15 protein-coding genes are annotated in these 20,693 nt (G+C 39.8%); 9 read left to right on the top strand and 6 right to left on the bottom strand.

All coding sequences use genetic code 11. The features are described from left to right. Positions 1-223: 223 nt before the first annotated feature. Positions 224-733, bottom strand: a complete 510-nt coding sequence (locus L1077_RS24055; protein WP_237139354.1) for a peptide-methionine (S)-S-oxide reductase — start codon at positions 731-733, stop codon at positions 224-226. 162 nt (positions 734-895) lie between these two features. On the opposite strand from L1077_RS24055, the gene yddG reads away from it, so the two are divergent. Together yddG and L1077_RS24045 are read left to right on the top strand one after the other, a co-directional pair. Then, entirely contained in the window at positions 896-1,828 is a 933-nt protein-coding gene (yddG, locus tag L1077_RS24050) for an aromatic amino acid DMT transporter YddG (RefSeq protein WP_237139353.1), read from the top strand. Between the two features lie 46 nt (positions 1,829-1,874). Further along, positions 1,875-3,083, top strand: coding sequence for a tyrosine-type recombinase/integrase (locus tag L1077_RS24045; protein ID WP_237139352.1), 1,209 nt, complete (start codon positions 1,875-1,877; stop codon positions 3,081-3,083). Positions 3,084-3,286: 203 nt separating this feature from the next. On the opposite strand, the gene L1077_RS24040 is transcribed toward L1077_RS24045, so the two are convergent. Further along, a complete protein-coding gene (locus tag L1077_RS24040) occupies positions 3,287-4,837 on the bottom strand; it encodes a methyl-accepting chemotaxis protein (protein WP_237139351.1) in 1,551 nt (516 codons plus the stop codon). A gap of 227 nt (positions 4,838-5,064) precedes the next feature. On the opposite strand from L1077_RS24040, the gene hemH reads away from it, so the two are divergent. Further along, the gene (hemH, locus tag L1077_RS24035; RefSeq protein ID WP_237139350.1) at positions 5,065-6,084 is read left to right on the top strand and encodes a ferrochelatase; all 1,020 of its coding nucleotides are present in this window, start codon (positions 5,065-5,067) and stop codon (positions 6,082-6,084) included. 202 nt (positions 6,085-6,286) lie between these two features. Here hemH and L1077_RS24030 read toward each other — a convergent pair whose 3' ends face one another. From L1077_RS24030 to L1077_RS24020, 3 genes are all read right to left on the bottom strand, one after another. Continuing rightward, complete coding sequence (locus L1077_RS24030; protein ID WP_237139349.1) at positions 6,287-8,851, bottom strand: putative bifunctional diguanylate cyclase/phosphodiesterase; 2,565 nt, start codon at positions 8,849-8,851, stop codon at positions 6,287-6,289. Between the two features lie 273 nt (positions 8,852-9,124). Beyond that, positions 9,125-10,531, bottom strand: a complete 1,407-nt coding sequence (locus L1077_RS24025) for a YfcC family protein (RefSeq protein WP_237139348.1) — start codon at positions 10,529-10,531, stop codon at positions 9,125-9,127. A 121-nt stretch (positions 10,532-10,652) separates the two neighbouring features. Next, positions 10,653-12,233: a sensor domain-containing diguanylate cyclase gene (locus tag L1077_RS24020; protein ID WP_237139347.1), complete on the bottom strand. Its 1,581-nt coding sequence runs from the start codon at positions 12,231-12,233 to the stop codon at positions 10,653-10,655. Between the two features lie 269 nt (positions 12,234-12,502). On the opposite strand from L1077_RS24020, the gene L1077_RS24015 reads away from it, so the two are divergent. The 5 genes from L1077_RS24015 to yfaE all read left to right on the top strand — a co-directional run bounded on the left by L1077_RS24015 (position 12,503) and on the right by yfaE (position 17,421). Then, a complete protein-coding gene (locus L1077_RS24015; RefSeq protein WP_237139346.1) occupies positions 12,503-12,700 on the top strand; it encodes a hypothetical protein in 198 nt (65 codons plus the stop codon). 37 nt (positions 12,701-12,737) lie between these two features. After that, positions 12,738-13,205 (top strand): nuclear transport factor 2 family protein, encoded by a 468-nt coding sequence (locus tag L1077_RS24010; RefSeq protein WP_237139345.1) that lies wholly within the window; start codon positions 12,738-12,740, stop codon positions 13,203-13,205. A gap of 181 nt (positions 13,206-13,386) precedes the next feature. Next, positions 13,387-15,384, top strand: coding sequence for a hypothetical protein (locus L1077_RS24005; RefSeq protein WP_237139344.1), 1,998 nt, complete (start codon positions 13,387-13,389; stop codon positions 15,382-15,384). 634 nt (positions 15,385-16,018) lie between these two features. Continuing rightward, positions 16,019-17,149, top strand: coding sequence for a class Ia ribonucleoside-diphosphate reductase subunit beta (gene nrdB / locus L1077_RS24000; protein ID WP_039610058.1), 1,131 nt, complete (start codon positions 16,019-16,021; stop codon positions 17,147-17,149). After that, positions 17,149-17,421 carry a class I ribonucleotide reductase maintenance protein YfaE gene (gene yfaE / locus L1077_RS23995; RefSeq protein WP_237139343.1) on the top strand — a complete coding sequence of 91 codons (273 nt, stop codon included), beginning with the start codon at positions 17,149-17,151 and terminating at the stop codon, positions 17,419-17,421. The genes nrdB and yfaE overlap by 1 nt, the downstream gene beginning before the upstream one ends. On the opposite strand, the gene L1077_RS23990 is transcribed toward yfaE, so the two are convergent. Then, positions 17,413-17,937 carry a YaeQ family protein gene (locus L1077_RS23990; RefSeq protein ID WP_237139342.1) on the bottom strand — a complete coding sequence of 175 codons (525 nt, stop codon included), beginning with the start codon at positions 17,935-17,937 and terminating at the stop codon, positions 17,413-17,415. The two genes, yfaE and L1077_RS23990, sit on opposite strands and share 9 nt — an antisense overlap. A gap of 149 nt (positions 17,938-18,086) precedes the next feature. On the opposite strand from L1077_RS23990, the gene L1077_RS23985 reads away from it, so the two are divergent. Beyond that, the gene (locus tag L1077_RS23985; protein ID WP_237139341.1) at positions 18,087-20,675 is read left to right on the top strand and encodes a TonB-dependent receptor; all 2,589 of its coding nucleotides are present in this window, start codon (positions 18,087-18,089) and stop codon (positions 20,673-20,675) included. Positions 20,676-20,693 lie beyond the last annotated feature (18 nt).

Here is a 20,693-nt window from a genome sequence, read left to right as displayed (position 1 = left end):
TAATTTTATTGTGTTGTATTTTAACCTAGGGTTGGCTTAGCACACTCGGCAACGATAAACGTAAACATATAACTGAAATAACACTTTCAAGAACACATACCTCTACTTATTGAACAAAATTATAAATTCACTATAAATTTGATCGATGTTCTATTTTTAAGAACGAGACTATAAAAAATATCGGGATTTAATCAATCAACCATTCTAATATATAGAATAAATCTCATTTGAGAGCTTTATTTACCTGCTCTTCCTTCACTTTGCTTTTAAACTTTTCCATTAGGTTTCGCAATTTTGGGGCTATGATATTTTGACAAAATGGTCTGTTCGGCGCGGTATAAAAATAATCTTGGTAATGCTCAGGCGATAGCTTAAATTCATTAAGTAATAGTGCTTGCGTAACTATGGGCTGCTCAAATTGCTTTTGAAGTACTGATAATACACCTTTTACTTCAGTTTGTTGCTCGGTGCTTTGGCAATATATAGCGCTTCTATACTTGTCTCTTTTTGAATGGTTTGAAGCTGAACTGTGAGAAAAAAGGTGTATTTCAACCAAATCAGCTAAGGTGATGATGTTTTTATCAAATGCCAAGTATACCCCTTCAGAAAACCACTCGTTGTTTTCAAAGCTATTTATCCAGCCCTGCTCGACTTTCTCAACACCAATCAAAGAGCGAAATATCGCTTCAGTACACCAGTAACAGCTCCCTCCTAAACCCAGTTTATTTTCCATACCAGCCCCTAATAAATACAAAATGCTGTTTATATGATTTCGCATAACAAACTCACCCCATAAAAAGGATAATTTATTCGCTTAAGAACTGCCCGCATAATTAAAATAGGTGCAGTGAAACTCAAAGTCTATATAATTAAGCGTTTTTTGGGGGCCTAAAGTTTGCTGTCTCGATACAAATTTACACTATTTGGCGTTATAGCTGTACTACTGTGGAGTGCTGTTTTACACTTCGTACGTATCGTGACTGAGGACTTTGGCCCGGTTGGCGGTGCAGCGCTGGTATACACCTACTCTGCGTTATTCCTGGTAGCCTTTTCCGGGCTCCCAAGTATCAAAAAATACCCAAAACGTTACGTTATTATTGGCGGCTTTCTTTTTGTTACATATGAATTATGTCTTTCACTGTCACTTGGCTTTGCTAACTCCAGAGAACAATCCGCACAAGTACTCATTGTTAATTATCTCTGGCCTTTATTCACCATTTTAGGCGCGGTAATTTGTAAACATAGTAAAGCCAGTCTCCAGTTATTGATCCCTGGCAGTATTATAGCCTTCATCGGTGTGTGTTTTGTCGTTTCGGGTGGGTCAAACCTGTTTGCAGGGATGTCGGCAAATATCATGAGTAACCCATTGGCATTTGTACTTGCCTTTAGTGGTGCGATTATTTGGGCAATATACTGTAATTTAACCAAGACTATGTCTAACGGCGAAAACGCAATTACGCTATTTTTTATTTTTACAGCATGTACACTTTGGCTAAAATGGTACCTATTGGATGCTGGCTTCTCGACAGGCTATTCCTTCAAAAGTGTCTTTATGCTGGTGCTGGCCGGTGGTGGAATGGCGCTAGGCTATGGCCTTTGGAATAAAGCCATTATTGGCGGCAATATGATCTTACTTGCTGCCATCTCTTATTTTACCCCGGTTTTCTCCGGTATATTCGCTGCTATTATTTTGGGTGTAAGTTTGGAGCAAAGTTTTTGGTTGGGTGTTGTCGCTGTCACGATTGGTTCTTTATTATGCTGGCAATCAACACGTTATAAGAATCAACAAATTAGCCAGGTACAAACTGTGCTAGACAATACTGAATAAATATACATATAATTTGATACAAACATACCGCTTGGATCAACAATATATGACGCCGTTAGTCGATACGCTAAAACAACTCAGATATCTCATCGCCCATTTAGATGATGAGACCTTGCAAAGTGAATACCCCGCAATGGCAGAGTTTTTAAATGATAATCGGCTTGAAGAAAATGTATGTTTGGACGAGCTAAAGTTTCTTTATCAATTCTTATACGTTTATGGGCGCAAATCAGAGGCCACATTCAACCGCTTTAGAAATGAGATAGAGCGTTTTCATCTTTGGAGTTGGCTCATTCAAGAAAAATCTGTATTTGAACTTAAACGTGAAGACATAGAAGCGTATGTTGATTTTGTGGTCGAGCCAGATAAAGCTTGGCTTGCAGACTCTGTGCAGTGGCGGTTTAAAAATCATGAAGGTACTAGACAAGTTAACCCTAATTGGCGCCCTTTTGTTTTTAAAGAAAACGGCGTGAGCCAGCAAACGATAGCATCCATGTTCACGGCGCTTAATGTCTTCTATAAATTTGCGATTTTAGAGGAAAAAGCATTCGCCAATTTTGTGCCTGTTGTTAAAAAGAACTGCCCTTATTTGGTCGTACAGTCACAAATTAAGCTTCCTGATACACTAAGTGATTTACAATGGGAGTATGTTTTTGGTGTAACTAAAGACTTGTGTGAGCAAAACCCGAAACTTGAAAGAAACCTGTTTACCCTTGCATGCCTAAAAGGACTTTATCTGCGTATATCAGAGCTATCTGAGCGCCCGCAATGGTCTCCTGTAATGAGTCATTTCTGGCAAGATCAGGATGGTTTTTGGTTTTTAAGAATTATGGGTAAAGGCAATAAGCTCCGCGATGTCACATTGAGTGATGACTTTGTTGAATACCTCAAACGATATAGACAGTCGCGTGGTTTAACCTCCCTTCCTCGTGTTGATGAACCACACCCAATTATTCATAAATTGCGTGGGCAAGGCGGCATGAATGTCCGCCAATTAAGGCGTATCGTACAAGAGAGTTTTGACTTGGCCATTGATAAGTTGAAACAAGATGGTTTTAGTGAGGAATCTGAGAATTTAGAAGCTGCGACCAGTCATTGGTTAAGGCACACTGGTGCCACTCATGATGCCCAAACTCGACCGTTAAAGCACTTATCTGAAGATCTTGGCCATTCAAAAATTGCAACAACTGACCAGATCTATATTCAAACGAATATAAAAGAGCGCGCAAAGTCTGGCGTTAAGCGGAAGTTGTAAGCTCGATTGTTTTATCTATGCTGTACATCATTGTATGTGCAGCCGCTTAGTATTCATCTAATCGATCTTCAGTCTAAAACTGATTCATTCCTTTGATAAAATTAGATTATAAGTAATATGCACTTATGTTGAACATCATTAAAGCATGTTTATGTATGATGTGTTCTTTTTGGTGGGCTTTAAAGGGCCGTAGGGCCCTTTTTTTATCTCTTGAATCTTACCACAAGCTCATGCATATCTTTAGCAACCCGAGTTAGCTCTTCGCTAATTTCTTGGCTTTCTTGTGAGCTCATCACACTTGAATTAGCCAAAGAAGCAATATTAACGACTTGTTTATTAATATCCTCAGAAACAGTCGCTTGTTCTTCTACAGCAGCGGCTATTTGCATACTGTTCACGCTCATTGTTTCAATCAACGAGTAAATATGCTCAATTTTTTGTGTTGAAGCATTTAACTTCTCAATACCAAGTTGAGATTCAGTCTCACCACGCTGAGCAATCACTTCTGACTCTTGCGTACTTTGCGTTAACTCATCGATGATTGCGTGGATCTCTTTTGTCGATTCCTGCGTACGCTGTGCTAGGTGTCTAACTTCATCAGCCACCACCGCAAAGCCTCTTCCCTGCTCTCCTGCTCGAGCAGCTTCAATGGCCGCGTTTAAAGCAAGTAGGTTAGTTTGCTCAGCAATTTGTTCAATGATTTGTGCCGCATCTGCAATTTTACTTGTTTGACGTGCCACACCAAGTACTGAGTCTTTTATGTCAATCACAGTTGAACCAAGGCTTTCAATTGACGCTTTAGTCTCTTCAGAGCTTTTAGCCCCTTCTTTTGCAAGCTCAAGCGCATCGGTTGCATCCGCAGAGGTAGATTGTACGTTTTGCGAGACTTCATGAATCGTCGTTGCCATCTCATTCATAGCAGTTGCTACTAACTCTGTTTCTTGTTGCTGCTGAGTAAGCTGCTCGGTTGTTGAACGACTTTTATCTGTTGTTTGTTCTGCACCGGTGGTAACTTGGTTTGACGCATGTTCAATTCGTGTGATTACCGTGTCTAAATGCGCGTGCTCACTCAATAGTTTTACGTGCAATTCAGCCATTTTCCCTTGCCAAGGTGAGTACACTTGTTTAGATACATCATCGCAAAAGCTGTGTTTTAAAACTTGGTTAATTCTTTCGAGTTGCTCATTATCTCGATATCGGTTGTATCCGAAAATCGCGACACTATTGAGCATAAGCCAAGCAAAAGCACCTGATTCAGAGCCAAACGCGTACAAAGCGAGTGAGCTTGCAAATGCGGCAACAGGCCAAATAGTTCTTAATCTTGGTAGCTTAATCGCTGATTTAGCGCCACTTTGAATCGAGCGATACAAGGTCTCTGCCCTTGCAATATTTTCACGGCTAGGACATGTTCTCACCGATTCATAACCGATAACTTGTCCATTCTCCGTCATTGGAGTGACATAAGCATCTACCCAATAAAAATCACCGTTTTTACAACGGTTTTTTACCATCCCCATCCAAGGCTTACCAGCTTTTAGCTGCGTCCACATGGTTTTAAATGCCAGTTCAGGCATATCTGGATGTCTAACTAGATTATGAGGTTGGCCAATTAATTCTTCTTTTGAGTAGCCACTTATATTTATAAAATGCTCATTACAGTCAATGATTGTACCTTTCAAATCAGTAACTGAAATCAGCTTATCTTGTGGTGCAAACCGCTGTTCACGATTTGTAACTGGTTGATTAACTCGCATTTAACTTAAAACTCTCTGCAAATTACGCTTAAACTCGACGCTGGATAGAGGAACATACGACTTATACCTAATATAAGCAACCTATTTTCACTCTATTACTACAATTTTAAGACGTATTCACATGATTTAAATTAAAAACGCCGCAGTTAGATCCAAATAAGCGTGTTTTACGTATACGCTTTACTGTAAAATACTACCCGTTTTAAAATGCCACCAAGGAGTGCTAAGTGTCCAGATTTTCGGCAATTACTGACAACCCTCATGAGAACCGTTTCAACAGTAAAGTTGGCGTACTCGTCACCAATTTGGGCAGCCCTGATGCAGCAACCACACAAGCCCTTCGCGTTTATCTAAGAGAATTTCTATCAGATCCACGTATTGTTGAAATTCCCCGCATTATTTGGATGATGATACTGCACGGTGTCATACTGAGGATCAGGCCAAGTAGATCCGCCAAAGCATATCAAAGTATTTGGACCGAGCAAGGCTCACCACTTATCGATATCACGAAGAAACAATGCCATAAACTGCGTGAATATTTAAAAGACCAAGAACATAATGATGTTGAAGTAGTGATGGCGATGCGTTACGGCAACCCATCTATTGAAGCCGGTTTAGAAGAGTTACGTGAAAAAGGCATCACTAAAATTGTTGTACTACCACTTTACCCTCAATACTCGAGTGCAACGACCGGCTCAACATTTGATGCAGTCTCTCGGGTATTAACTAAATGGCGCTGGGTACCAGAGCTTCATTTTATCAATGGATATCACGGCAATGAGAAATATATTGAATCTCTAAGTAACTCTGTTCAAGAGTATTTAGAGCACAACCCAACACCGGATAAAATATTATTCTCCTATCACGGTACGCCGAAAAAGTTTTTGACCAATGGTGACCCGTACCATTGCTTTTGTCATTTAACGACAAATGCTGTTATGGCTAAACTCGGGTTAGACAAAGATAAAGTAATGACCACTTTTCAAAGCCGATTTGGCCGTGAAGAATGGCTGAAGCCCTACACTGACTTCACACTCAAGGAGCTTGCTCAGTCAGGTACAAAACACATTGCCATCCTAAGCCCTGCATTCAGCGCAGATTGCTTAGAAACGCTGGAAGAGCTAGAGGAAGAGAATAGAGAGTATTTTATTGAAGCTGGCGGTAAACGATATGACTACATCCCTGCACTTAATGACAGAGATGACCACATAGAAGCGTTTTACGACATTCTAAAACAACATATTTAAATAGATGTTATTAGAGAGCTAGGTAATTCTGGCTCTCTCCGTTTGACTTGCCCGTTAGACAACTAAAATAAAGCTTTTCATTTATAAAATTGTATTTAATGACACCAAGCAACCAAATTAATATCAAACCGTACAGACTTAAACAGGTCAATTTTCAACCATTAAAACTCAGGAAAATTAGGTTTTAATGGATTGAATGTTTTTATACCCTGTTAGAAGTTAAATTCAACAAATCAAACCCAATAGCGCTTTCACCGTTAAACTCTTCTAAAAGATGTATGCAAGCACCGATTGGTCTTGCCGGGCTATAGTAATATCCTTGGATATGATCGCACCCGAGTTCATTTAGTACTCTCAGCTGCGTTTCACTTTCAACTCCTTCAGCAATTACTTTGATCCCCAACTGCTTTGCCATATCAACTAAGCAAGAAATCATGATCTGCTTGCTTTTATCTTGCAGCAAACTATCAACAAAGGATTTATCAATTTTCAAGTAGTCTACTTGGTTTTCAATTAAGTGACTCAAAGACGAGTAACCGGTACAAAAATCATCTAAGGCAATTTTTACACCCTTATCCCGTAAGTCTGCGAGTAATTTCCATGTATAGTGATTAGTCGCCATCGACTCAGTCACTTCAACAGTCAAACTATTAAAAGGAATATTGGCGTTTTCGATAGCTTCAGTAATTAAATCAAACTGATTGTTGCTTACTTTAAATTCATTCACAGATCTGTTCACCGATATGCTCACGTCATTGTAGCCCAATGAATGTATTTTATTTAAATCCTGACACGCTTTTTTAAGTACAAAGTGCCCTATTTGCTGGATTAAACCAAACTCTTCAGCTATCGGTATAAATGCGCCTGGTGATATCATACCTTGCTCATCATCAAACCAACGAACGAGCGCCTCAAACTTAACAATCTTACCTGTTGATTGATCAACAATTGGCTGATAATACACATTAAGCAACTCGTGCTTAATTGCATTTCTTAGTTTGTCTCTAAGCGCAATCTTATTAAGATAAGCATTTTGTATCTCTTGATTGTGCAGCGCTATATTGCCTCTATTTGTCTTTTTTGCACTTTCTAGCGCGTGTGCAGCATTGCGAATAAACTTAGCTGCGGTAATGCGTTTGCGATAATCTAGCTGTGCAACTCCAATGCTGGCTGTCAGCTCTATCGCTAATTCGTTAAACACATAAGGCTGTTTAAGTTTGTCACAAAGCTTAGAAGCAATGTCATAGGCACTTTGTTCATTGGTCGCATCTAGCAAAATTGCAAATTCATCCCCACCATAACGTGCGATTGTATCAGCGCGCCTCAAGCCATTTTTTAAACGCCTTGCGACTGAAATAAGCACCTTATCTCCAATTTCAGGACCATAAATATCATTTACTTCTTTAAAGTGATCCAGGCCAATAAACAAAAGAGAACAAGGCTGCAATGTACTGCGATTTTCTGAAATTCGAGACTCTAGGATATCCATAAAGCAACGACGATTAATTAATGCCGTTAGTGGTTCATGATTAGCGTAAAATGTTAACTGCGCTTCGTTGCGTTTCCAGTCAGTGATGTCACGGAATATCGCAACATAATTTACGATTTCATCGTCTTCGTCTCTAACAATATTAAGCGTTAGCTCTTCAGGGAAGATTTGGCCGTTTTTTCTGCGGTTATATATCTCACCTTTCCAAGTCCCCTCTTTACTCAGCACTGCCCACATTTTTTCGTAAAATTCTGCACTGTGTTTACCTGAAGATAAAACAGAGGGGTTTCTGCCGAGAAGTTCAGTGTCAGAGTATCCAGTTAAACGTTCAAACGCTCTGTTAACCATCACGATACGGTTTTTATGATCGGTTATCATGATGGCTTCAGTAGCATGTTCAAACACCACATTGGTCAGTTCAAGTTGCTTATTGAGTGCATAAATATATGAGATATCCTGCACAGATGCACAAAAAATGCGTTCATCTTCTTGCTCATCGGAACGTTCAATATGCCCGATAACTCTAAACAACCCTTTAAACTGACTTCTGTCTCGATGAGAAACATTAATATCAATATGGTTTATCTGTCCATTTCTGAGCTTTTGCATCAGGACTCTGAGTGCTTTCTGATCTTTGATTTTTAAACTCTCACAAAACAACTCAAAATCAATTTCTTGATCTGGTGCGTTGATGAGAGTTTGCATCTCTTGACTAAAGTTATGGATATTCCTGCTGATGTTCCAGGACCAAGAGCTAAGTCTTGCTATGCGCTCACCTTTTGCAAGCTGCTTAACTAAAATCTCTTGTGATGTAAGCTCTAGATTATGATTAAGCTCTGCACCCACCAGCAAACTTAACTCTCTAAACCAATGTTTGTCGTCGCTAGAAATTTCTATCTTTTCATCAAACAAGCAAACCATGATACCGATCGGCTTATGGTTCAACGCTCTAAGCGTTACACCTAGGTAGCCGTCAATATCAAATATTTTTAAGATCTCATCCTCAGCGTACATTTGCTGTAAATTACAGCTAATAGAGCACACAGTTTGGCTGTCTTTCGCGTCTTTGCAAGGCGTCCCTTCAAGATCATAAATGATGTAATTGGACTTTTCTCCATTGACAGAGTACGCCACTGTTTTAACTCGCGTATCTGAATCAATGAATTTACCTATTAAACAATGAGCTGGTTTAAACTTCTCGTAAATCAAGTTTAGTGCCAATTCGTAACGTGCTTCGCTACTTGGCAAATTATAAAAAGTACTGAATGATAGCGTCATCGTTTAACAATCTTTTAATAATTATAGTTATTAATATGAACCGGAATTAATACAATTAGCAATGATAGATAATTAATATTTTAAGATATGAAGATAGATCAATAAAATATCAATAACAAGATTAAGAAATATATATTCAACAATATTTCAACCTTTTAATACCCATTTTACCAAATATGGATACAAACATATTATTTTTTGAATAAGAATACCAATTAAAACGCAAAAAAAAGCCGTCTTATTAAGACGGCTTTTAATTAATAAAAATTAAATTTATTCAATAATGGGTTGCACATCTAAGCCATAACCAAAGCTTACTGCAAGTATTAATACGATTGATGCTGCTAGCAATAGCTTACCAATCAATGGCAAACAGAATCTGAACCAGTGTGTATATGGTACACCAGCCATACCAAGAATACCCATCAATACTGCGTTTGTTGGAATAATCATGTTCGAGAAACCATCACCGAATTGATATGCTAACACTGCGACTTGACGCGGAACACCAACAAGATCACCCACAGGTACCATCAGAGGCATAGTGACATAAGCTTGACCAGAGCCAGAAGGAATAAATGTATTTAAGAAAGTTTGTATTACTAACATGCCCACAGCGGAAATTTCCGCGGCAACATGAGATAGCGGTGAAGACAAACTGTAAACCAGAGTATGAAGAATTTGACCATCTTCAAGGATAAGCGCGATACCACGTGCTACACCGATTAATACAGCAGTCGTAACAAGCTCAGAAACACCATCAATAAAACGCTCAGCAGTCTCGTCTGCTGATAGTTTACCGATAACCGCAATCACAACACCCCAAGCAACAAATAAGCCACCTAACTGGTATAAGTACCACCCTTTAGTAGCAATACCCCATACTGCAATACACAAAGTAACGATAAAGCTGAATAAAACAGCTTGGTGACGGCCGTTAAGTTTAGGATAGTTTGGTTTATCTTGTCCCTCAAGTGGGCAAGGAACACCAATCATCATTGATTTGCTTGGGTCGTCAGATACTTTCTTAGCGTAGCTCCACACATGATGAAAACCAATCAATACAAAAGGAACAAAAATAGCCAATCTAAGTTCAATACCGGAATAAACCGGGATATCTGCAATTTGCTGTGCAATAAGAACAGTAAATGGGTTAAACGCTGATACACCGTAGCCAATTCCATAACCCGCCACTATCATTCCTACAGCCGTCATCGCATCTAATTTCATTGCCTTACACAGCGCAACTAAAATTAATACAAATGGAATGTATTCGCCTGCGGTTCCGATTGTGCTTGATGCCAATGCAAAACAGAAAACCACCATGAAAATTAGACGCTGAGGCTTGGTACCATGCTTTTCCAACAAACGACCTATCAGCGCATCAACGGTACCTGTTGCACGAGCAATACTCAGTACACCACCTACGATTAATACGAAGAAAATAACATCTTGTGCTTGTGCAAATGCTTTAGGAATTGCGGTGAGGAGGTCCCAAGGAGTTAGATATTCTTTTTGCTCAACCTCTTGATAAGTACCTGCGATAACGACTTGTCTTCCGCTTTCGGTTACGCTTGTTTCAAAAAAGCCCTGAGGTACCACCCATGTGGCTAACAGGGCAACCACCATCATGCCTAGTAACAGCACGAGCGTATGTGGCACTTTCAAAGTCTTTCCCATTTACTACTCCAAATCAATAATATTGTAATTTGGCGCGCATATTACCCACATTTAAGACAAAGATCATTGTCTAAGCTAAAAGTTTGTAAATGATTAGCTGTTTTATGTACAAAAAGACGATTTATGCAGCTTCTAGACAACAACTTTTATTTCTTCCACTTTGCTTCGCTTGATATAGTGCTTTGTCAGCCATTTCAATTACCTTATCTATTTGCATTGAGTTATTTGGCCACTGAGAGACACCAATAGAGACCGTTACTCTGATCTCATTAGGCATAGTGTGATTTGAAATTAACACTCTCAGCCTTTCAGCCGTGGCCATGGCTTGTGAAACAGACTGATTCGGCATGAAAATTAAAAACTCTTCCCCACCTACTCGACAACAAAAATCATCTGCTCTTGCATTTTGGAGCATTAATTTCGCAAGTTCTTTTAGTACTTTATCGCCGGTACAGTGACCATGACTATCATTGATTGATTTGAAGTGATCAATATCAATGGCCAGTACTGAAAACCCGACTTTAGATTTAATTGTATTTTCGAGCCAAAGGTCTAATGAAAGTCTATTGTGTAAAGCTGTAAGTTTGTCTGTTTTTCTATCTGCATCAAGTGCTTTAATTACTTGCCGAACCGCACGGTGACTTTGTAATAAAGCACATTTAAGGTTGGCAACCTCATAATACCATGCACTGACTCCTGCACCGGATACATTCTTATTTTCTACAACTGTTAGTTGCTTTGCCAATACAGTCAGTGGTCTAGCAATTAAAAAACCTACAACGAAAACCCACCCGAGAATCACAACAGTAAAAGGTACGCTTGAGTAAACGACCGACCTATGTGTAATGGCAAGTTGATTCAAAATTGAAATCAGCGGCCTTTGACTAACAACTCCCCATCCAGTCATTGGAATAGCAGCATACCCTGCAATCATCTGTTTATCACTACTATTTACCAATTCCATAGCGCCTGTTTGACCCTTTAAAACGCGGTCAATTACTGCGTTGTTAGATACTTGCTCTCCAATTCTATCTGGATCAGGGTGATACAAAATACGATGTGCTTTATCTACCACGTAAGAGTATGAACCATCTGCATAGTGATGCCTTCCAAGCAATCGATTAAGAATGGTATCACCATGGAGATAAATGCCCCCCGCAACAAAGCCAAGATACTGTCCCTGACTATCAAAAAGCGGATACGTAGGGCTGATCATCAAGTTGCCTGCGGGAGACACAAAAGGGTCAAGGACTATAGGCTTTTGTAACATTACTTTATCTAGTTGCTGTGAAGAGATTGACAGACCTAATACCGGCAGTTCAGGACGCACCGCTATGATTTGACCAGCAGCGCTCACCACAACCAAAGAGTCAAAGCTGTTTGTTTGCGACAACAAACGTTCTAATTCAGCATTGACCAGTCTTGTATCACCTATATTCTCAGCGATATGAAACGCACTTACATTTAACTGACTATTCACTGATTGCAAGAAGAGCTGCGTGACCCCTGCAAGTTTTGCAGCATAAGTTTGATTTGCATGTAAGGTGTCCGTAATAAATGCTTCTTTGTGAACTTGATAGCTGGCAATCAGCGTGTTTAATAGCGACAGTACAACACCGCAAGTTGCCAAAGCTAATATGAGTTTTTTTAAATCAATTCTAAGAATGCGCCTTAGCACGCTTAGTAAATTTCTTTTAGCCATATACAAAATATGTTTTCCCTGCTCTACTTGTATTTTAAAACTCTCATACAGGTAAAAAATTAACCTAGGTCAAGAAGCAAATCATTAATACAACTTTAATATTAATCCTTTAGTTTGAGTAACTTTCTTATCCAATAATAGAAACCAAAATCTATTCCTGTTGATAACAGCGACTTAGGTGAACAGGCAGAATAAAACGTTCCAAAAGCATGGTCTGAGCTCTCTTTTCAATTTATAATGTCGCCTTATATTTAGCTTAGGTTTATTTAATGGGTAAAAAGAGAAAATCCAACCCCTTGGTTACACACTTCACCATTGCGGCAGTCGCACTCGCTTTTTTGTGGTTAATGACTGAGGATAAGGATGTATTAGTACTCGGCAATTCTTTGGTATTGGTGTATGTTGTGTACGCACTCGCTTCTAGGTTTGTCGCTACGAAGAAAAAAAGCAAACATTCTTCGAAATAACGAAAAAAGGAAGCAAATAAAAATAACAAGGAAACTTATGAAACAACTTCTCACCATTCCCTTCGTGTTTTTAACGGCCTGTACAATTACTAAACCAATCGAGCAATCGACATATAAACTATGTGAACAAACGTTATACCAATACACCGAAATTAGAGATAAAGGTACGACAGAGCAGTACGTCAGTTTGTTTACTGAAAACGCAACCTTTAATGTAGACAAACTAAATATATCCCTAAGTGGTCACCAAGCACTTGCTTCAAGGTTTGAAAATGCCAGAGAAACAAAGAAATCGATTCACCTTATGACTAGCAGCCGAATCTTTTTAGACGAAAACTCAAACCTTAATGCCAACTCTAACTTCATTCTGTACCTACAAAACAAAAATAATGACGGTGATACAACGGTCATAGCAGGTCGTTATCTTGATAAACTCTCTGTGACAGAAAGCGCCTGTAAATTCAGCCACCGTGAAGTGATCGTGGATAGAATTGACACACTCTAACGACATGTTTTTTTCACATTGCTTCTAAAATAGCAAATTTGGGCTACATTCTATTAAGCTATTGGATCGCGTATTCAACATTAGCTGGAAGCGAGCATGGGTATCAAACAATAATTACAAGGAATTGGCTGGTTGGTAGATGCAATAGCAAAACTGTTTTAATAACCTTGTAGGCATTGCTATGAACATGTATAAACCATTCCAAGGATTATGCTTGGGTTTGGCATTATTATCGTTGTCTGGCTGTTTAGATAATGATGATGACGATCCAGTCACTAATCCTACCCCTGTAGATCAAAGCACCAAAGTCACGGTCACCCCATCACTCGGTTTGATAAAAAATGCGGATGTCCAATTACTCACATTGGCAAATAAACAAGCAGTAGAAGGTGCGACCGGCTCAACCGGAGAAGATGGAACAGCAACCATCACTGTACCTAGCGGTACAACTGGCCCTTTCATTGTCGAAGTAAAACCAACCAGCGAGTCTGAGTATTTCGATGAATCCAAAGGCCAATTTTTGCCGCTGCCGTCGACCACAACATTACGTGCAGTCATGGCATCATTGCAAGAGCAAGTCGGTGTCACCACCTTAACTGAGATTGCGGCTAACTCGATAATCTCTGCAAATGTGGTCGATGCAGACTCTGTGAATGCAGTCAACGAGCAAATAAAAAATGCATTAGCGCCAGCACTTGATAACATTTTACAGGCACCGCAGCTGGTATCAGAAAACGTGGCAGGTTCTATTAACAATGACCAAGCAGGTATTTACGCAACAACGCTTGCAGGGCTTGCTAAACTAGGTGCCACTCAAGACAATCCCGCGATTGCAATTTTAAACAGTTTAAAAGCTGATTTTCTAGATAACGTACTGGATGGAAAAGTAGGCGATCAAGTATTTGAAAATCCAGTTTACAATGCTGACACTTTTGTATCTGATTTATCAAGCCAAATTAGCTCATATGCCAGTAGCTTCGGCGTAGAGGCGCTCTCAGCCGATGTAAATGGAATATTCTCTTTAGATAGCATCAAGAAAACACTAGAGGGTCTAGAGGAAATATTAAAAGATCTCAATTTAGATGACATTTCATTTGATTTTATACCTGGTGGCCTCATACCGGGTGGCGATGATGATGATGATGATGATGATAACGACGATCAAGGTAATGATGATGCGGTTCCTACTTTGACCATTACCGGAACCTCTACTACCGCAGGTGTCTCTGTTAATTTGCCTGAAATTAAACTGGAGAATGTACCAGCGCCAAATCCTGAAGATTTGGATGCAATAGAGAAACAAATCAAAACTCAAATCGAGTCTCAGGGCATAACCGTCTCGGACTTTTCATTCAAACTCGTTAGCGCAGATGACAGTAAACTTGTTGTCAGTGTTCAATACACAATTTCTACACAAGGTGTCACTTCGACATCAGATCTCACTTACACGTGGACGCCCGGTTATTCAAGTGACGGAGATGATCATTCTGATGATAGCAGCGATATGCTACCTGATGCACTGAAAGGCAAAGTTTTTACACTCACCTTTGCAATGAGTGATAGTGGCTCTTCGTATAGTGATGGTCAGGTCGTAGAATTTACTTTTTCAAGCTCAGGTGCCCTATTTATCGACCCTAGTCCTGACCCTCAGATACAGATTCAGACGTTTGAAAAAGTCGGGGCTGAATATATTTATAAAGACGAGCAAAATGGCTTTAAATACGCAGTCTCAGTATTAAACGAGAAGCTGCATGAAGTGAATTTAAGTACACTTGAAAGTGCTTTCTTAGGCCAATTCACAGAGAAATCAACAGACGGTCAAATAGAAAACCTTGAGTTAATTACTGGGTTTGCGAATACCTATTCAGTGGCAGGAACAGGACACAGTCGAGGCACAGTGGTTATTGAATCTAATGGTACAATTGATTTTGATACAGGTGTCCGTTATGAGCCTTCGATGATAGTTGCCATTTTCGACAGACGTAAAGGGACTGATGGCACTGCTTTAGAAGAGCCTAGGATTCAAGTCAATTACGGTGCTGATGATGATGGTCCAGTCATTATGTTATTCCTAAATGAAGACTTAGAAACTATTAAGATGTTCAGATATCGACATATTAATGAAGATATGCAGGTTGATGTAACGGTTGCAACACCTACCGGTGGGTCCGGAGGTTAGAGTTACCCAATATCTGCTTGGTGGGCAAAATGCTTTTTGTGCGTTTAGTCCACCAAGTACTCCCCTCCTTTGCTTAGCAAGGAATCAGGCTGGAATTTACAAGCTTTTAATTGCAGACAGTCTTTTATCAATGTTCTGTTTTACCCAATTTATGACCTATGTTGTTTCTTTATTGTGTCGTAAAAATTTTTAAGGAAAAAAGTAGAGTAGAATTAGTACGAATAGATAAATGAAAATTTACATTCCTCAATTTGTCTGTAGAAATTTGTGTGCAAGACAAATTATAAAGCAGCGTTCGATAAAGATTAAGTTATTGTAATAAAATGAAAAATAAATTAAACAATTCATATTGTGATACTTTATTACACTCTACAACACTCTTTTGTCAAGACGCGAAAGTGTCAATTGTCTGAAATATATTTGCGGTGAAAAATCTATTTCTGTGATACATTCGTATATTGAAAAAACACTCTGGGTTTGATGACGTGAAGTGGGTAGATTCCATTTTGGGTGCAGAATCTAATCACAGGCTTTAGTGTGGTTTTGGCCACTTCAAGTCATGATAAATTGTAAACTTTTCCGCGGTTAGTGCTTTTGCATTTGCCGCCATATATTTTGGTGTCGAGTATTATTTATGTCGTATTCTACGTTTAACAGAAAACATAATGACCAACTAAAAGAGCCAATGTTCTTTGGCCAATCTGTTAATGTATCTCGCTATGATCAGCAGAAGTATCCAATTTTTGAGAAGCTAATTGAAAAGCAACTTTCGTTCTTTTGGCGTCCAGAAGAAGTCGATGTAAGTAAAGACAGGTTAGACTTTCAGGCATTGCCTGAGCATGAAAAGCATATCTTTTTAAGTAACTTAAAATACCAAACGCTGTTAGACAGCGTTCAAGGCCGCTCACCTAATGTTGCGTTATTGCCAATAGTTTCAATTCCTGAGTTGGAAACATGGATCGAAACATGGGCATTCAGTGAAACGATCCACAGTCGCTCATACACACATATCATTAGAAACGTGACTAAACAGCCAGAAGTTATTTTTGATGACATCGTAGAAAACGAAAAGATCAGCGAGCGTGCTGATTCAGTTACTAAATACTACGACGAGTTAATCGAGAAAGTATCTATCTACAACATGTATGGCGAAGGTAAACATCAAATCAACGGTGAAACAGTTCACATTAACTTGTTTGAACTTAAAAAGTTGCTTTACCTTTGCATCATGTCAGTCAATATTCTTGAAGCCATTCGCTTCTACGTCAGCTTTGCTTGTTCTTTTGCATTTGCTGAACGTGAGCTTATGGAAGGCAATGCAAAAATCATCAAGCTAATCGCACGTGATGAAGCGCTTCATTTATCTGGTACACAGCATATTCTTAATATTATGCAAGAAGGTAAAGATGACCCTGAAATGTCAATCGTTGCAGCCCAATGTGAGCAAGAAGCGATTAAGATGTTTGTCGAAGCTGCAGAGCAAGAAAAAGAATGGGCAGAATATTTGTTTAAAGATGGTTCAATGATCGGCTTAAACAAAGACATCTTATGTCAATACGTTGAGTACATCACAAACGTACGTATGACTGCTGTTGGTCTACCTGCTCAGTTTGAGAGCAAGAGTAACCCTATCCCCTGGATCAATGCATGGCTTGTGTCTGATAACGTTCAAGTTGCGCCACAAGAAGCAGAGATCAGTTCATATCTAGTAGGTCAAATCGATGCTGAAGTCAGTGCTTCAGACTTTGGTGATTTCGACCTGTAATGGAAGAAAGGCCAGAACTGAAGATTTCAATTGAAGACCATGATGAGCCGCTTAAATTTGCGGCTCAGTCACCTTCTCTACTATGCACTTTAGAACAAAATAATATCGATATTCCTTATCAATGCCGTGAAGGTTACTGTGGTGCTTGCCGAGCTAAGCTTGTTGAAGGCCAAGTTACTTACAATCAAGAACCATTGGCATTTGTAAGGGATGGAGAGGTTTTACTGTGTTGCTCAAAGCCAATTACAGATGTTGTCATTAAGTTAGCTTAATCGAACAACATCACTTTGGAAATAATCGTCGCCATTACTGATACTGATGGCGCCGTCTTCAATAATTACATCCCAGTGCAAGCTACGTGTTAATGCATCCACCAGCTCATCAACGAAACGCGATTCAATCGCAAAAATTTTTAGGTTATTAAAAGCAATAAGGTGAGGTTTTAACTCGTCAAACCATTGTTCATTATGGGTGTTAAAAATGATAATTTTACTGTAAAGGCGCGAATACCTCTGTAGTTCACTCAAATCTGGACACGCTACAAAAAGCGCGTTTTCTATTTCGCCATTTTCGAGTTCGTGCCAAACGTCTGGGTGGTGCTTCTCTCTGCTATTTAACCATCGAACCTCACTTTTATATGACAAGGCACAGTAAGCAATCAGCTTTAGTACAAAATGCTGCAGCGACTCCGCCTTTTGAAGCGCTGCTGTAAAAGTCTCAAGGTGATTAGCTTGATGAAATAAATCAGCAATTTTCAATCTTACTTTGAAGACAAATGGCCCTGTCATCGTTACGCCCTATAAACGTTTTATTATTTTAAATATAGGAACAGACAAGCATAATTCAAATATAAAGTTATAGTATAACATCATTGTTTTATATGTTTTGCAGTGTTATATTATTACACGTTCACAATCACATACAGAAAAGAAGTACAATGTTTAAACAATCTTTGATTTCTCTGAGTATCAGCGCAGTAATGCTGTCAACGTCAGCTTATGCTGGTGAGTTAAGCGGTAAAGTAGTTGATAACACCAACCTTCCTATTAGTAACGCGAATGTTCATCTACACGGTAAGTCTCAAACCATCAAAACAGATGATAATGGTAACTTTACTATTGCGGTAGATGCAGCGTCTGAGCTTCACGTTTCCAAAAACAACTTTATCGATCAACGTTTAGACGTAAACCCTGATTCTCCTTTTGTTACTGTTACACTGACACCAAGTTCTATTGAAAGCATCGTCGTATATGCTTCAGCGCTTCATAAAAGTAACATGGAGATGGCATCACCTGTGACAGTGTTAAGCGGTGATAAATTAAAGAATTCAGCAAAGCCAACTCTTGGCGAGACATTAAAAAACCTACCTGGTATTAATGCGAGCTACTTTGGTCCTGTGTCGTCAAGCCCAATTATCCGTGGCTTAGATGGCCCTCGTGTGAAAATCACACAAAATGGTTTGGACAGCAGTGACGCTTCTCGCATCGGCCCTGACCACGCAAATACGAATGACGCATTAAGCGCAGAACAAATCGAAGTACTTCGTGGCCCAGCTACCCTACTGTACGGCTCTGGTGCAATCGGCGGTGTTGTAAACGTTGTTGATAACCGTATTCCAACAGATGTTGTCGAAGCGCCGCAAGGTGCTGTTGATTACAGCCATGATACAAATTCAAATACCAATACAGTTGCTGCACTATTTGAAGCTGGCCATAACGGTTTCAACTTCCACTTTGATGGTGTTAAGCGCAAAGGCGGTGACTATGAAACTCCGAGCTTTAAGTTACCTGGAGATCATGATGAACACCACGAAGATGAGCATGATCACGACCATGAAGAACATGGCCATGACGAGCATGAAGGTGAGGAGCATGCAGCTGAATACGCAGAAAAAGTAGATAATACGTTTATCGACTCTGAAGTATTTAACATTGGTACAAGCTATGTCACTGACCACATGACTGTAGGCTTCTCTTACGGTAGCATCGAGACAGATTATGGTATCCCTGCACACAGTCATGATCACGGACATGACCATGATCACGGGCATGACCATGATCACGGGCATGACCATGATCATGATGAACATGGCCACGACGAGCACGGTCATGATGAGCACGACCACGACGACCATGGTGGCGAAGATGCACACGGTCACGACGAAGAAAACCACAATGTGTTTGCACGCGTAAAGCAAGATCGTTGGCAGGCATTGTTTAACTATGCCCTTCATAACAACTGGCTTGAGTCGATACAAGTACGCGCTGGTTACACTGATTATGAACATGCTGAAATTGAAGCTGGCATGGTTGGCACAGTATTCAAAAATGAAACTACTGAGCTAAGAACCAATTTCGAACACCGTATCGGCGAATGGCATGGTATTTTTGGTTACCACTACTCTGACAGCGACTATGAAGCAGAGGGCGCAGAAGCATTTACGCCAGCAACTAACACAACGACACATGCGTTTTACGTATTAGAAGAGCGTGAGTTTGGTGACTTTACTTTAGAATTAGGTGCGCGTGTTGAAAACTATGAGCTAACTAGCCGCATTACTGAAACACATATTGGCCACGAAGATGATCATGGTCACGATGAGCACGATCATGACCATGACCATGACCATGACCATGACCACGGCCATGAAGAGACATTAGTTAAAACGACTCAAATCTCAGATTACACGCTTGAAATGACGAATGTGAGTGCATCTGTAGGTGGTGTTTATACTTATGCGCCAGGTCACAATGTTGCTGTAAGTTTATCACGTTCAGAGCGTGCACCACTTACTGCTGAGCTGCTATCTAACGGCCTTCACATTGCAACAAGCACATATGAACTAGGTCTTGGCTATCACATCGAAGGCACAGAAATTCATTTTGAACCAACAGACATCGAAAAAGAAACTGCGACTAACTTAGACATTAGTTTCCGTCGCTTCATCGGTGACTTCGGTTACACTGTGAACTTCTTCTATAATGATATTGCAGATTTCTACTATCAAGAAAAAACGAACTACTTCTTCACATCTGAACACGGATTAGAGGTTGCAGATCATGAGCACGAAGGTGCACGTGATGTTTATCAGTTCGTTAGTCAAGATGCAGAACTATACGGCCTAGAATTCGACGTTCATTACCAAATTAACGACGTCAACCGCGTTAAAATCTTTGGTGACCACCTACGCGCTAAGCTAGACAATAGCCAAAACCTACCGCGTATTCCTAGCAACAAGCTTGGTATCAACTACGGATATGAGAAAGGTCCTTTCTCAGCGGATATGACAATTACCCGTTACCTAGAACAAGACGAAATCACATCTTATGAGACAGTGACTAAAGGTTACACACTTGTAGATGCAAGCATGAGCTACGACTTTGCAGTTCAAGGTATCGATATGGTTGGTTATCTAAATTTAGAAAACTTGACGGACGAACTAGGCTTTGTGCATAGCTCATTCATCAAGGATCAGGCGCCTCTGCCTGGGCGCAATGTTAAGCTTGGGGTCAGAGCTTACTTCTAACCAGTTCCTTTCTTTTAT

The organism is Pseudoalteromonas luteoviolacea, assembly GCF_021654285.1.
In the GTDB taxonomy this organism is placed as follows: Bacteria; Pseudomonadota; Gammaproteobacteria; order Enterobacterales; family Alteromonadaceae; genus Pseudoalteromonas; species Pseudoalteromonas luteoviolacea_J.
Note: the sequence above shows the minus strand (reverse complement) of the source record. Positions and strands in the feature narration are given on the sequence as shown.